General features: G+C 59.4%; 15 protein-coding genes and 1 tRNA gene. 8 read left to right on the top strand and 8 right to left on the bottom strand.

The window, feature by feature from the left end:
• Positions 1–11 precede the first annotated feature (11 nt).
• A complete protein-coding gene (gene trpS / locus Q0X23_RS11360; protein ID WP_297860396.1) occupies positions 12–1,052 on the top strand; it encodes a tryptophan--tRNA ligase in 1,041 nt (346 codons plus the stop codon).
• A 9-nt stretch (positions 1,053–1,061) separates the two neighbouring features.
• A complete protein-coding gene (locus Q0X23_RS11355) occupies positions 1,062–1,736 on the top strand; it encodes a chromosome segregation protein ScpA (protein WP_297860395.1) in 675 nt (224 codons plus the stop codon).
• A 173-nt stretch (positions 1,737–1,909) separates the two neighbouring features.
• On the opposite strand, the gene minE is transcribed toward Q0X23_RS11355, so the two are convergent.
• Positions 1,910–2,146 (bottom strand): cell division topological specificity factor MinE, encoded by a 237-nt coding sequence (gene minE / locus Q0X23_RS11350; protein WP_119340876.1) that lies wholly within the window; start codon positions 2,144–2,146, stop codon positions 1,910–1,912.
• Positions 2,143–2,946 (bottom strand): septum site-determining protein MinD, encoded by an 804-nt coding sequence (gene minD, locus Q0X23_RS11345; protein WP_297860394.1) that lies wholly within the window; start codon positions 2,944–2,946, stop codon positions 2,143–2,145. The genes minE and minD overlap by 4 nt, the downstream gene beginning before the upstream one ends.
• Before the next feature lie 381 nt (positions 2,947–3,327).
• Here minD and Q0X23_RS11340 point away from each other — a divergent pair, with 381 nt between their 5' ends.
• The 3 genes from Q0X23_RS11340 to Q0X23_RS11330 all read left to right on the top strand — a co-directional run bounded on the left by Q0X23_RS11340 (position 3,328) and on the right by Q0X23_RS11330 (position 5,786).
• Positions 3,328–3,492, top strand: coding sequence for a hypothetical protein (locus Q0X23_RS11340; RefSeq protein WP_297860393.1), 165 nt, complete (start codon positions 3,328–3,330; stop codon positions 3,490–3,492).
• 105 nt (positions 3,493–3,597) lie between these two features.
• Complete coding sequence (locus tag Q0X23_RS11335) at positions 3,598–5,154, top strand: methylmalonyl-CoA mutase (RefSeq protein ID WP_297860392.1); 1,557 nt, start codon at positions 3,598–3,600, stop codon at positions 5,152–5,154.
• A gap of 257 nt (positions 5,155–5,411) precedes the next feature.
• Positions 5,412–5,786 (top strand): hypothetical protein, encoded by a 375-nt coding sequence (locus Q0X23_RS11330; RefSeq protein WP_297860391.1) that lies wholly within the window; start codon positions 5,412–5,414, stop codon positions 5,784–5,786.
• Between the two features lie 179 nt (positions 5,787–5,965).
• Here Q0X23_RS11330 and Q0X23_RS11325 read toward each other — a convergent pair whose 3' ends face one another.
• From Q0X23_RS11325 to Q0X23_RS11310, 4 genes are all read right to left on the bottom strand, one after another.
• A complete protein-coding gene (locus tag Q0X23_RS11325) occupies positions 5,966–6,484 on the bottom strand; it encodes a GNAT family N-acetyltransferase (protein ID WP_297860390.1) in 519 nt (172 codons plus the stop codon).
• Between the two features lie 43 nt (positions 6,485–6,527).
• Positions 6,528–7,382, bottom strand: coding sequence for a nickel transporter permease (nikC, locus tag Q0X23_RS11320; RefSeq protein WP_297860389.1), 855 nt, complete (start codon positions 7,380–7,382; stop codon positions 6,528–6,530).
• Between the two features lie 15 nt (positions 7,383–7,397).
• Positions 7,398–8,405 (bottom strand): ABC transporter permease, encoded by a 1,008-nt coding sequence (locus Q0X23_RS11315; RefSeq protein WP_297860388.1) that lies wholly within the window; start codon positions 8,403–8,405, stop codon positions 7,398–7,400.
• Between the two features lie 69 nt (positions 8,406–8,474).
• Positions 8,475–10,046, bottom strand: coding sequence for an ABC transporter substrate-binding protein (locus Q0X23_RS11310; RefSeq protein ID WP_297860387.1), 1,572 nt, complete (start codon positions 10,044–10,046; stop codon positions 8,475–8,477).
• Positions 10,047–10,133: 87 nt separating this feature from the next.
• Here Q0X23_RS11310 and Q0X23_RS11305 point away from each other — a divergent pair, with 87 nt between their 5' ends.
• Positions 10,134–10,556 (top strand): chromate transporter, encoded by a 423-nt coding sequence (locus Q0X23_RS11305; RefSeq protein WP_297860386.1) that lies wholly within the window; start codon positions 10,134–10,136, stop codon positions 10,554–10,556.
• Positions 10,550–11,176: a chromate transporter gene (locus Q0X23_RS11300; RefSeq protein WP_297860385.1), complete on the top strand. Its 627-nt coding sequence runs from the start codon at positions 10,550–10,552 to the stop codon at positions 11,174–11,176. The genes Q0X23_RS11305 and Q0X23_RS11300 overlap by 7 nt, the downstream gene beginning before the upstream one ends.
• A 603-nt stretch (positions 11,177–11,779) precedes the next feature.
• On the opposite strand, the gene Q0X23_RS11295 is transcribed toward Q0X23_RS11300, so the two are convergent.
• Both Q0X23_RS11295 and Q0X23_RS11290 read right to left on the bottom strand, forming a co-directional pair.
• Positions 11,780–11,855 (bottom strand) — tRNA-Ala (locus tag Q0X23_RS11295).
• 37 nt (positions 11,856–11,892) lie between these two features.
• A complete protein-coding gene (locus Q0X23_RS11290; protein ID WP_297860384.1) occupies positions 11,893–12,261 on the bottom strand; it encodes a hypothetical protein in 369 nt (122 codons plus the stop codon).
• 118 nt (positions 12,262–12,379) lie between these two features.
• On the opposite strand from Q0X23_RS11290, the gene Q0X23_RS11285 reads away from it, so the two are divergent.
• Positions 12,380–13,054 (top strand): Rad52/Rad22 family DNA repair protein, encoded by a 675-nt coding sequence (locus tag Q0X23_RS11285; RefSeq protein ID WP_297860383.1) that lies wholly within the window; start codon positions 12,380–12,382, stop codon positions 13,052–13,054.

Raw genomic sequence — 13,054 nt, 5'->3', positions numbered from 1 at the left:
TCTGAACTGCTATGAAGCGCGTTTTTTCCGGCTTTCAGCCCACTGGCGACTTACACATCGGCAACTACCTGGGCGCTATGGTCAACTACATCGCCCTGGGAGAAAAGCTGGGGCAGAACGCCATCTACTGCATTGTGGACTACCACGCCCCCACCAACCCCGCGGCCTACGACAAAGACCTGCTGGCCCGGCGTACCTTCGATGCGGCCCTGGTGAACATGGCAGCGGGTCTCGATCCCAACAAGGTCATTCTATTCGTGCAGTCGCACGTGCCTGAGCACACCGAGCTGGCCTGGATTTTCACCACCCAAACCCCCTATGGCGACCTGACCCGCATGACCCAGTTTAAGGACAAAGCCGCCAAGCTCGAGTCGGTTCCCGCAGGGCTGCTCATGTACCCGGTGCTGATGGCCGCCGACATTCTGATCTACAAAGCCGACACCGTGCCGGTTGGCGACGACCAAACCCAGCACCTGGAACTCACCCGCGAAATTGCCCGGCGCTGGAACCAGGAATACGGGGAAACCTTCCCCGAACCCAACATTTACCTGAACCCCAACGCACCCCGCGTGCCCGGCATAGATGGCAAAGCCAAAATGTCCAAAAGTGTGGGCAACACCATCGGGATACTCGAGGACGAGGAAAGCATCTGGGCTAAGATTCGCACCATGCCCGACGACCCGGCGCGCATCCGCCTCTCCGACCCCGGCGACCCCGAGAGAAGCGTGGTGTTCAAGTTCTTGCAGTATTTCGCTCCGCCCGAGCTGGTGGAGGTACTCAAAGAGGAGTACCGCCGCCGGGGCATCGGTACGCTGGTGGTCAAACAGCTTTTGATGCAGGAGATGATGAAAACCCTGCGGCCCATCCGCGAACAGGCCGCCGAGCTTCGAGCCAACCCCGATCGGGTGCTGGACGCCCTCGAGGACGGTGCCGCCAAAGCCCGCCGCATCGCCCAGGCCACCATGGAAGAGGTACGGGAAAAGTTTGGCCTGCTCAGGGCCAGGGGCCATGGGACAGGACTCCGGCAACAGGGAAAGGTCCTCGCCAAATAATTAACGACCGTGATCACGCTCACCTTCGATGGCTTTAGAGGAACGCCCAGAGAGCTTTCCGAGCAGGTACGCAAGGGCAAAATTGCCGCCAAAGACCTGCCCGTGCTGGCCCTGACCGACCAGGCCTTAGCCCAGGTGCAGGCCCTGGGGCTTTCCGAGCGAAGTGAACTACTACCCCTTCTGGCCGAGCTTCTACTCTTCAAGCTAAGAGCTTTTGCCAAACGTCCACAGGTTGTTTTGGCCGAGGACGAAGAACTGCAGGAGGAAAGCGCCCCGGCTTTCTTGGAGACCCTGTTGGCTCTGGAAGAAGCCATCGCCTTCCTCGAGCAGCGCTCGCGGGAACGGGCCCGTGTCCTGGCAGTACCTCCCTCTCCTTTACCCAAAGACCGTCGCCTGCGGCCCATGCCGCTGCAAATGCTGGTCCGGGCGGTAGAGCCCTTCGCCCGGCGGGCCGAACTTCAGCTCGAGCGCGAGACCTTTGGCCTGCGCGAAGCCTGGGAACGCATCAAGGGCTTTTTGTGGGGTGTTCGTCGGGCTTTGTTTGCCGGTTTGCCTTTTCGCACCTGGGGCGAACAAACCGTGGCTTTTGCAGCACTCCTGGAAGCTAAAAAGCAAGGTGAGGTGGAGCTACGTCAGGAACAAAACTTCGAGGCGCTCGAGGTCGAGCTCAAAAGCAACAAATAGGTCTCGCACCCGGTTGCCGCCAGTTTTCAAGTTTAGCAAATAGCCGAAGGCTAAAAGCTTCAAAGACTCAACCCCGCTACTGAGAGTCAGGAGTCGGATTCAGACGATCCCTGTACCGTAAAACCTTTTTAGAGAACACCTTCAGCTTCTGGCTTTTGGCTTTCAGCTAAACCTTACTTCGGAATGGGCACATCGGCCTGGAGCTTCATTTTGTCGTCGATGGTTTCGACATGGATGGAAAGGTTTTCTTCATCGGGGAAGTAGCGCTTCAGCACCGCCAACAGGTCCTGCTTGAGCTGTTCCACCATGCCCGGGCTCAGGTGGGCCCGGTCGTAGGCCAGCACCACCTTGAGCCGGTCTTTCAGGGTATCCTTGCTGCTTTTCGCACCAAAAGGCCACCAGCCCATCATCTACCCCCAAACAGGCGGCGCAGCGTGCCCAGAAAGCCCGGTGAATCGTTCAGGGGTGCAAAAGGTACGTCCTCGCCCCGCACCCGCTGGGCTATCTCTAAAAAGGCCTTACCCGCGGCCGTACCGTTCTTGAGTACCAGCGGCTCGCCCTGGTTGGACGAAACCAAAACGCTCTCGTCTTCGGGCACAATCCCGATGGGCTTGATGCCCAGGATTTCCACCACATCTTCTACCGAGAGCATGTCGCCGCGCTGCACCATCTTGGGGCGCAAGCGGTTGATCACCAGGAAGTTCTCGCGGATTTCGCGGGCTTCCAGCATCCCAATAATGCGGTCGGCGTCGCGCACGCTCGAGACTTCCGGGTTCACCACCACCAGGGCCCCTTCCGCAGGCGTGGCCGCCGTCTGGAAGCCCTTCTCGATGCCAGCTGGCGAGTCGATGAGGACCCGATCGAAGCCCTCCTCTTCCAGCAAGGCCCGCACAATCTGGCGGAACTTCTCAGGGTCGAGAGATTCCTTGTCCTTGGTCTGCGAGGCCGCAAGCAAGGCCAGCCCCTCGACGCGCTTGTCGCGGATCAGGGCCTGGCGCAGCTTGCAGCGCCCCTCGATCACGTCAATCAGGTCGTAAACGACCCGGCCTTCCAACCCCATTACCACATCCAGGTTGCGCAGACCCACGTCCACGTCCACTACCACTATCTTCTCGCCCAACCTGGCTAATGCCGCTCCCACATTGGCTGTAGTGGTGGTCTTCCCTACCCCACCTTTTCCCGAAGTCACCACAATTGCACGGGCATTCACGCTAAATCCTCCAGGGTTTTTAAGCCAGACTGGCTCAGACTACTACAAGCTGGCTTTAGTATACGGGCAAGCTGGGACGTGTGTCAGGCTTTGGTCAACCAGGTGAAGGGCCGCTCTGGCTACACGTTCAGGTACGAAATGCCCTATCCGGCCACCTCGAAAAGCGGGATATACCGGATTCAAAAAGTTAATCATCCAAACCAAAGATCCCCCAGAGGCTATCTTTTTGAATCCTAGAGCACTCCCTTCCAAGGGGCGGTATCGCCCTCCGCTACGCGGATAACTTCGGTCGGGTTAGTTCGGCGACGGATGGCGCCGAACTAATCGAATCTGGTAATAGTGGGGGCTGAATGCATCTTTGCAAAGCGTTACAATCAAAGTATGCAAGAGTCCAAAAACCAAGAAGCAAAGCAAGGCGAACTCAAGCCCGACTGGAAGGATTTTGTGGCCCTGGTGATGGCTGCTTACTCGATCTTGCTCCCCCCGCTGTTGTTGATCTTCGGCGCCGCCGCACTGGTGCTGCTGCTTTTGTACCTGGTTTTCTAAACCATCCGGCAATGAGCGTTACACCGCCTTGCAAAACCACCCATCCCAGAACCTGGTTCTGGGTTCCTATGGGCTCGAGGCACGCCATCAAGACAAGGAGGGCTTATGCAAGCCACAGTAGAATACCTGTTTGAATCACTGCCCGAGGGATACCAGGAGCGGCTGGGCCGCCCTGGGGAGTATCCCTTCACGCGGGGGGTCTACCCCAGGATGTACACCGAGCGCCCCTGGACCATGCGGCAGTACGCCGGCTTCAGCAGCGCCGAGGAGTCCAACGCCCGCTACCGCTACCTGCTTTCGCAAGGCCAGACCGGTCTCTCGGTGGCCTTTGACCTGCCCACCCAGCTCGGCATGGATCCCGACCACCCCCTAAGCGTGGGGGAGGTGGGTAAAGTAGGGGTTTCGATTGCTTCCATCGAGGACATGCGAACCCTGCTCGACGGCATTCCGCTAGACAAGGTGACCACCAGCATGACCATCAATGCCCCGGCCAACATGCTGCTGGCGCTTTACCTGCTGGTTGCCGAAGAGCAGGGCGTAACCTGGGACAAAGTGGGCGGCACCATCCAGAACGATATCCTGAAGGAATATATTGCCCGCGGCACCTACATCTATCCCCCGGGCCCTTCCATGCGCCTCATTACCGATGTTTTTGCCTTCTGCGGCGAAAAAGTGCCTCGCTGGAATACCATCAGTATCTCGGGGTATCACATCCGCGAGGCGGGGTCCACCGCCGCCCAGGAAATTGCCTTCACCCTGGCCAACGGCATGGCTTATGTACGTGCGGCCATCGAGGCAGGGCTGGATGTGGATGCTTTTGCACCCCGGCTTTCTTTCTTCTTTGCCTCCCACAACGACATCCTCGAGGAAGCCGCCAAGTTTCGCGCTGCTCGGCGCATGTGGGCCCGCATCATGCGCCACGAGTTCAACGCCAAAGACCCCAAAAGCTGGATGCTGCGCTTTCACACCCAGACCGGCGGCTCCACCCTCACTGCGCAAGAACCTCTCAACAACGTGGTGCGCACCGCCTACCAGGCCCTGGCGGCGGTGTTGGGTGGAACCCAGAGCCTGCACACCAACGCCTACGACGAAGCGCTGGGGCTGCCCACCGAGAAAAGCGCTTTGCTGGCCTTGCGCACCCAGCAAATCCTAGCCTACGAGTCCGGCGTGACCCACGCCGTAGACCCGCTGGGGGGCAGCTTCTACGTGGAGCACCTGACCGATCAGCTCGAGGCAGAGGCCCAGGATTATCTGGATCAGATTGCCAAGCTGGGGGGTGCCGTTGCGGCAGTGGAGGCGGGTTTTTTCCAGCAGGAGATCGAAGAGTCGGCCTGGGAGTTCCAGCGCCAGGTCGAGAACGGCAAGCGGGTGATTGTGGGCATCAACCGGTTCAACAACCCCGAGTCTCCCCTCAACGAACACACCCCGGTGCAAAAGATCGGCGACGAACTGGGCAGCCGCCGCAGAGCCCAGATTCAGGCTTTCCGGGCCAAACGGGATGGGCAGTCGGCAGGTAATGCTCTGGAGGCCCTGCGCCAGGCGGCAAGGGGTCGGGATAATCTGATGCCCTACATCCTGGACGGTTTCCGTCGCCACGCCACCCTGGGCGAAATCTGTGGCGTTCTGCGCGAGGAGTGGGGGGAGTACCAACCCTCTTACTGAGCAGGAGGGCCGAAGTGCAGGGGCCATGGGTTGCTGTCGGGCCCTGAGTCCCTCGGGGCAAAGCGCAGTCATCCACCGGTCTTCTACACTTGCGTTCCAACCCAACCCCGTTAACTAAAGCCCCCCTTTAGCCAGCCCTCACACCCATCCCAAACCCAATTGGGCCTAATGGTAAGAAGGTGGTTTGGATTAGACCGTGGAGAATCGCAGGGGGGGTTGCCGCCCTGGCCGTCCTGGCGATGGGGGGAAGTCTGTGGATGCGAAGCCATAACAACCCACAGCCTGCTAGCACAGACATTCAAAGCCCCTACCGCACGTACACCGCCACCGGTCAGGTGATGAACGTAAAGGCACAGGGAGCCCATGGTTGTGCGGTGCTGGTTAAGCTGCATCAGTGGGTCAGCCTGAGTGATGGCTTTGCCCTGGCCGAGATGCCACAGAAGGGGCAGCTCTACACGGTTGGCGCCAGCCTCGAGCAGTGCATGGCCTTAGAGGTAGCCCTGGCCTCGCTCGGCGACCCCGAAGACCTGAGCAGCCCACGCCACATCTACTACGAGGCCGGACAACTGCGTTCCGGTGAGTGGCGCATGACTCGGAATCCCTCAGCCCCGGTGGGCTGTGGGGGCTTGTAGTTGATACCAACTTCACTTGGACAGTAAGCCTTAAGGGTCTTCCCAAGCGCCCTCATCCAGCGACACCCAGGTGCAGTCAAGCGTGTTCCTATCGCTGTTTGTAAATAGCGCGGTCGGGGTGTCGCCACCTTCTCCCTCCTGGAGAAGGCCAGGGGTTAATGTGGATTTGGCATGAGCCGTCAAAGTTTCAACTCGTATAACGCAACATGCAAGGGGTATCCCAAACGGGTCAGCTGCTTTGCTCCAACGCAAGTAAAACCCAAGCGCTCGTAAAAGCTGCGTAGCTTGGGGCGGTTGAAGTCGGTATCGAGACGCAGGTAAGAAAGCCCAGCAGCCCTGGCCTGTTCCTTCGCCCAGGCCACCATCGCTATAGCCACGCCCTGTCCAGCCACCTCGCGCCGAACCGCTACCTTGTGAAGAAAAGCCGAGGTACCGGCAGGAATTCGAGGCCAGAATAGCGGATCCGAGAGTTGGTAAGTAAACGTCCCGACCGCCCGCAAATTCAAGTAAGCCAGGAAGAGTTCGCCTTGTTGGGCCACCGGGCGAAAGTGTTCGGGGGTTAGCTCATCGAGGTGCCAGAGCGTCTCGCCCCGTGCCATGAGCCATCGGGCGGCCTCCTGCAGGATATCGCAGGCGACCTCAACCTCCTCGAGCGAAGCGGGCTTTATTTTCAAATCTGCGATCTCAATCTTCGACATACTCGACACCCCAGGTTTGAAGAAACGGGTCTTGCCCCTGGGCTCAGTCCCTGCCTCGCGGATCGAGCACATCCCGCAAGGCATCGCCTAGCAGGTTGAAGGCCAGCACGGTCAGCAGGATGCCGATAGCAGGCGCAGTAGGCGCCCAGATGGCCTCGGCAATGTAGCTGCGGGTCTCGGAGACCATGGCCCCCCATTCCGGGGTGGGGGGCTGGGCTCCAAAGCCAATGAACGAGAGGCCGGCGGCGGTCAGGATAGCCCCACCCACATCGAAGCTGGCCTGCACAAACACAGGCGTTAGGGTATTGGGCAACAGGTGGCGCAGCATCAGGCGACTCTGTGGAGCCCCTAGCGCACGGGCCGCCTCCACAAACTCGCGCTCGCGCAGGGCCAGCACGTTGGCCCGCACCAGCCGGGCATAGATGGGCCAGCTCACCAGCGCTACCGCGACGATGGTGTTGTTGAGGTTGGGCCCCAGGGCTGCCGCAATGGCCATTGCCAGAATCAGCGAGGGAAAGGCAAAAAAGATGTCGGTCAGGCGCATCAGCAGGTTGTCCCAGGCACCACCCAGCGTGCCGGCCAACAAGCCGACCAAAACCCCCAGCAGAACCGCCAATATCACCACGCCAAACCCAACGCGAAGAGAAATGCCTGCCCCGTGCGCCACCCTGGCCCATACATCGCGGCCTAGCTGGTCGGTACCGAGCCAGTGTTCTACCGAGGGGGGCTGAAGGCGCTGGGCAATGTTCTGGCTAATGGGATCGGGGGCAATGAGGGGAGCCAGCAGGGCTACCAGAACCAGCAGCACCAGCAAAAATAGCCCAATCAGACCCCCCGGGTTGCGCAAGAAACGCCGGAGTGGCCGAGCAGGACGGTTGGTAGAAACTACAGCAGCCATGATTTCTCGTCTTGGTCAGGCATAGCGGATTCTGGGGTCTAGGAAGGCATAGAGCAAGTCCACCACCAGGTTGATGAGAGCGTACACCAGCCCCACCAGCAGCGTAACCCCCATCACCGCTGGAAAGTCCAGGCTGGTTGCGGACTGAGTGACATAGCGCCCAATGCCGGGCCAGCTAAAGATGGTCTCGGTCAGCACCGCCCCGGAGAGCAGGCCACCCAGCAAGCCCCCCAGCAAAGTCAGAACGGGCAAGGCAGCATTTTTGAGGGCATGGCGAAACACCACCGCACGCCCCGGCACCCCTTTGGCCCGTGCGGTACGGATATAGTCTTGCGAGAGAACCTCGAGCATGGTCGCACGGGTCATGCGGGCCAGAATGGCCGCAGAGAACATCCCCAGCACAAAAGCCGGCAGCACCAGGTGCCGCAGCGAGTCCAAAAATGCAGGCCAGTCACGGGCCAGCAAGGCATCTATACCCATGATGCCGGTCACCCTGGGTGGTGGAAAAGTAAACCCATCCAGCCGCCCCTGTACCGGCAGAAGGTCAAGCTGTCGGGCCAGCACAAACTGGAGCAACACCGCCAGAAAAAATACCGGCGTTGCGCCGCCGATCAAGGCCAGGATCCGCACCGTGACATCGGAAGCCTTATTTTGCCGAAGAGCAGCCAGAATACCGGCAGGCACCCCTAAAAGCAAGGTGACAAGAAAGGCGGCCACCGAGAGCTCGAGGGTCGCCGGGAAAAACTCCTTCAAATCCTCGAGTACAGCCCGCCCGGTGCGGAGGGAATTGCCCAGGTCACCTGAAAGTAAGCGGCCCATGTAGATCAGGTACTGCTGCCAGATGGGTTTGTCTAAACCGTAGCGTTCACGGAATTCCCGGATTTGTTCTTCACGGGCGTTGTCGCCCAGAGCCGCAATGGCCGGATCAATCGGCACCACATTGGCGATAAAGAAGGTTGTAAATGTGACCCCCCAGGCCACAAAAACCACAAAAAACAAGCGGCGGATAAAGTAAGAAAACATAGTCAGGGCTTAGGGTTCAGAGCCCAGGGCCTTATTGAGCGGTACCCTGAGCCCTGAACCCTGGCTTGTTCAAGGTTGTTTGCTGATGTTCTCGAAGCGCACCTGGCCCTGGGCGTTGCGCACGTACCCTTCGACCTTGACCGAGAGACCCAGCGGTACCGAGGGCTGATAGAGCACCGCGTAGGGGCCGTTTTTGAGCACGTAATCGGTCAGGAGGCGATAAAGCGCGACCCGCTTGGCCGGCTCGGTTTCCAGCGCGGCCTGGTTGGCCAGCCGGATGGCGGTGGGATCGTTCCAGACGTTGCGCCAGGCCAGACTGCGGGCGTTGAAGTCGGCCCAGGGGGTGGCGTTGCCGTCGGGGTCGGGGAAGTCGGGGCTCCAGCCGACCAGCACCATCTGGTGGTTCTGGGCACGGTAGGTGCGCAGCACCTCGGCGTTGGCGATGGCCTTCACGTTGGCTTTGAAGCCGCCTTTGGCCAGGTCGGACTGAATCTTGGCGGCGATGTCCGCACAGGGGATGCCGCCCCCGCAGATACCTGTACTGACCAGGAGTTCGAACTCGAGGCCATTGGGATACCCCGCCTGAGCCAGTAAGCGCCTGGCCCTTGCCGGGTCAAAAGTATAAGGAGTGCGGGGGTCGTAGCCCAGCAGGCCCTTGGGAATCAAGGTCTGGATTTTGGTGCCGTTCCCCTGCACAAGCCCGTTCACCAACTCGTCCTGGTTGATGCTGTAGCGCACGGCATCCCGTACCAGTTTATTGGCAAAGGGGCTACCTTCCTTTACATTCATGCCCAGGTAGTTCAGGCGCAGGCTGTCGGCCTTGAGGGTACGGAAGCGCGGGTTGTTGGACAGCGCCCGCAAAGCCTCGGGGGTCAGCCCCTCGGCAATATCAATCTCGCCGGACTCGAGGGCCGTGCGCAACACCGCAGGCTCCTTGATCTCACGCAGAATGACCCGTTGCAGCTTGGGCTTGACGCGGGCGTTGGGGTTGGCTTCCAACAGCACCTGCGACCCCCGGTCCCAACGCACCAGCCGGAAGGGACCCGAGCCCGCCGAGTTGTTGGTGAGCCATTCCTTGCCAAAGTCGTTGCCTTTGGCGTTTTTCTGCACCGTCTCGGAGTCCACGATACCGCCGATGTTGAAGGTCAAAATCGAAAGGAAGGAGCCCGGCGAGGCGGTTTTGGGAATGCTGACCACCACCGTATAGTTATCCACGGCCTTGGTGGCCCCCGGCTTCAGCTGGGCAATTTCGGTAAAGAGGAAAGAACCCGGCCCCTTGATGGCCAGGGCCCGTTCAAAGGTATAGACCACGTCCTTGGCCGTCACCTCGTTGCCGCTGGAAAACTTGCTGCCCCGGCGCAAGCGGAAGGTGATGTCCCAGGTATCCCGCCCCCGATCCACCTTCCAGCTCTCGGCCAGACCTGGTTTCAGGGTCGAGAGGTCGGCCCCCTCGTACTTGACCAGGGTTTCGTACAGGTTGTCGGTGACCAGCCCCCCGGAAAACTCGTAGGAAACCTGTGGATCCATGGTAATCAGATCCGACCAGTCCCCACCGTAAATCAGGGTCTGGGTGCGATCCTGGGCCAGGACACCGCCCAGACTCAATGCCGCAATAAGCCCAACTGCTTTTATTAACCTCATGAGACCTCCTTTCGATACGTTGCAACAATACCGATAAGCACGCCACCGGTCAAGACTCAGAATCACCTGGGCCTGTACACTCAGGAGGTGCACGGGGCCATTCTCAAAACCTTTACCTGGCTGGGGCTTACTGCCTTTGGAGGCCCTGCCGCCCATTTTGCAATCTTTCAGCGGCTGCTGGTGGGTGAAGGTAAATGGGTAAGTAAAGAGGAGTACAGGAAAATGTTAGCTGCCGTCAACCTGATTCCGGGCCCCAACTCCACCGAAACGGCGATGCTTTGGGGCCATGCCAGGGGTGGACTCTGGGGTTTGTTGTTGGCTGGTTTGGGGTTTATTGTGCCTGCCGCACTGGTCACCCTCTTGCTGGTAGCGCTATACCAGGAGGTTGCCTCGCTCCCGTTGATACAGGGCGCTTTTCTGGGGCTCAAGCTAGGCGTGATCGCCCTGATTGCCCAGGCCCTGTGGGACTTACTCCCGAAACCCCAAAAAAACCCCCGACCTGGATGCTAGCGCTGGCGGGCCTGGCGCTGGCCGCGTTGGGTCTGGTGGAGTGGGGGGTGGTACTACTGCTGGGTTTGATATGGATGTTGAGTCGGGTTCCCGCGTTGAGCGTGGAACCTATCGGTCTATTCTGGTTCTTCTTGCTGGAGGGTTCGACCCTTTTTGGCTCGGGGTATGTGCTGATGGGCCTGATGCAGGACATGGTAACCCGAGGTTGGCTCACCTCGAGCGAACTTCTGAACGCGCTGGCCCTGGGGCAAATTACGCCAGGCCCCCTGCTCACCACAGCCACAGCCGCTGGCTACCTGGCAGCGGGCATACCGGGCGCACTTCTTTCAACCCTTGGCATTTTCTTGCCCTCGTTTGTGTTTACCTTCCTGGTAGCCGGCATCCTGCAGCGCCTACAGGGTCATCCCCTGGCCGAAGCCTTTCTAACCGGCGCCTCTGGAGCGGCCTTGGGACTAATTGGCTGGGCGCTGTGGCTGCTGGGACACGAAACCCTGGTGGGATGGGCAGAGTGGTTGTTCACACTGCTGGCCCTGGGCCTTTTGCTACGAAAATTTCCTCCCCTCCCCCTGCTAGGCTTGTTTGGGCTGGGGGGTGCGCTCTGGAGGATTTGGATGGGTTAACCGATAGCTTGCGCCTCTGCATTTCACGCATAAATTGCAGCCCCGAGATGGTCATTCCGAGCACAGCAAGGAATCTTGTGCACTCTGATACCAGATTCGGTTAGTTCGGCGCCGTATGGCGGCGAACTAACAGGGCCGAAGTTATCCGCGTAGCGGAGGGCGATACCGCCCCTTGGAAGTTATCCGCGTAGCGGAGGGCGATACCGCCCCTTGGAAGTTATCCGCGTAGCGGAGGGCGTAAGCCCCTTTGGAAGGGAGACGCTTTTTTCGCCGACCGTTCGGGAGGGGTGTGCTCTAGGATTCAAAAAGATAGCCTCTGGGGGTCTTTGGTTTGGATGATTATCTTTATTGAATCCGGTATGAATACCTTTCTCCTGCCCATAGGGTTATCAGATTCTTCGTGGGCTACGCCTCCTTGGAATGACGATTTTTTTTTGGCATGAGAACGTCTTTGACAAACAACTGGTAAGGTTATCGTTCCCTATCTTCTTCTTGATAGGCCTTATTTGGCACCACAATTCAAGTGGCCAGGCTTGATTCCAGGTGCGCTAAAAAAACGAAAATCCGAGGCAACCAACCCTCGGATTTTTATCGTCCTGGACCTGGTGGAGCCGAGGGGATTCGAACCCCCGACCTCTTGAGTGCGATTCAAGCGCGCTCCCAACTGCGCCACGGCCCCAAGCGTTTGTTAGTGTAGCCGGGAGCGCTTCTGGTGTCTAGCCTTCCTTGACCCGCACCTCAATACGCCCCCGGCGGTCACGCACCTCTAGCTTGGCTTTGGCCCGGCCCCGGCGGTACTCCGACTTATAGCGGCCGTCGCTGGTCTGGTATTTGACCCTTGTCCAGCCCCGGGCCACCAGGTCGCGGTGGTGGTAGGCATACACCTCGGCTACCCGGCTGCTGCGGTACACCACCAGAATCCCCTGGGGTTCGGGAACCCGCTCCACCACCACAATGCCTGGAACCAGCGCGATGCGAACATCGGCGCTGACCACCAGGGTAGGGGGAGGTGGGGCCTCGAGGGTAACGTGAATCTGGGCATAGGCCACCGAACCCAACACAAGCATGACAACAAACCACTTCATAGCCCCCACAATAGCCTCTGGATATCTAAGCTCGCATGTGAGGGAAGTTAATGGGCCTTTCACCTTCAGCCAGAACTCAGCCAGAACTCAGATGGATGGGCTGCTAGAATGAAGCCCGATGAACGATGTCTGGGATATGTTGAGCGAGCCCTTCCCACCAGAGGAACTTGAGTGGCAGGTGGAGGCTCTATCCAAAGATAAAAGGCGGGCTCTGGTGGCGCCATATGCGGATGCCCGGGCGGTGCTGGATCGGCTGGATGAGGTGGTCGGTATCCACGGCTGGCAAGACACCTATGAGGTGCTTCACGTTCCAACCGATGCAGCAGGCCATTATGCGGTGAAATGCAGGCTCACCGTGATGGATATTTCCAAAGAAGACGTGGGGGAAGGTGAAAGCTTCAAGGCCGCTTTTGCCGATGCCCTTCTGCGAACCGCGATAAAATTTGGCGTGGGGCGGCACCTGTACCGCCAGAAGCAGTGGGTTGACCACGACCCCGAGACCGGGAAATTCAACCCTCCCCAGGCGCACCTAGAGGCCGCTGTGCATAGAAGCCGGGACGCTGAGGTTGCATCGCCCCCTATAGCCCGACCAGAAAACACCCCTGCCCCCCCCGAGGCCAAACCCGAACCCCAGGAACTGATTGACCGCTTGATTGAACGCCTGAAGGAGGCGGGTTTGGGCAAGCAAGCCGCCCAGATTGTGATGAAATATGGAGGATATGGCAAACACCCGGACGAAACCCGTAAACTTTACGGCGAGCTACGCGCTTTGCTAAAAGGGCAGGCTTCGTGA

The sequence above is a fragment of the Meiothermus sp. genome, from assembly GCF_026004115.1.
Taxonomy (GTDB): domain Bacteria; phylum Deinococcota; class Deinococci; order Deinococcales; family Thermaceae; genus Meiothermus.
Note: the sequence above shows the minus strand (reverse complement) of the source record. Positions and strands in the feature narration are given on the sequence as shown.

Excerpts from the sequence above, each read along its gene's own strand:
- Q0X23_RS11285 (WP_297860383.1), top strand. The coding sequence starts at position 12,380 with ATGAACGATGTCTGGGATATGTTGAGCGAGCCCTTCCCACCAGAGGAA.
- minE (WP_119340876.1), bottom strand. The coding sequence starts at position 2,146 with ATGATGGGCTGGTGGCCTTTTGGTGCGAAAAGCAGCAAGGATACCCTG.
- Q0X23_RS11310 (WP_297860387.1), bottom strand. The coding sequence starts at position 10,046 with ATGAGGTTAATAAAAGCAGTTGGGCTTATTGCGGCATTGAGTCTGGGC.
- Q0X23_RS11340 (WP_297860393.1), top strand. The coding sequence starts at position 3,328 with ATGCAAGAGTCCAAAAACCAAGAAGCAAAGCAAGGCGAACTCAAGCCC.
- Q0X23_RS11330 (WP_297860391.1), top strand. The coding sequence starts at position 5,412 with ATGCGAAGCCATAACAACCCACAGCCTGCTAGCACAGACATTCAAAGC.
- Q0X23_RS11315 (WP_297860388.1), bottom strand. The coding sequence starts at position 8,405 with ATGTTTTCTTACTTTATCCGCCGCTTGTTTTTTGTGGTTTTTGTGGCC.
- Q0X23_RS11335 (WP_297860392.1), top strand. The coding sequence starts at position 3,598 with ATGCAAGCCACAGTAGAATACCTGTTTGAATCACTGCCCGAGGGATAC.
- Q0X23_RS11290 (WP_297860384.1), bottom strand. The coding sequence starts at position 12,261 with ATGAAGTGGTTTGTTGTCATGCTTGTGTTGGGTTCGGTGGCCTATGCC.
- nikC (WP_297860389.1), bottom strand. The coding sequence starts at position 7,382 with ATGGCTGCTGTAGTTTCTACCAACCGTCCTGCTCGGCCACTCCGGCGT.
- Q0X23_RS11325 (WP_297860390.1), bottom strand. The coding sequence starts at position 6,484 with ATGTCGAAGATTGAGATCGCAGATTTGAAAATAAAGCCCGCTTCGCTC.
- Q0X23_RS11300 (WP_297860385.1), top strand. The coding sequence starts at position 10,550 with ATGCTAGCGCTGGCGGGCCTGGCGCTGGCCGCGTTGGGTCTGGTGGAG.
- trpS (WP_297860396.1), top strand. The coding sequence starts at position 12 with ATGAAGCGCGTTTTTTCCGGCTTTCAGCCCACTGGCGACTTACACATC.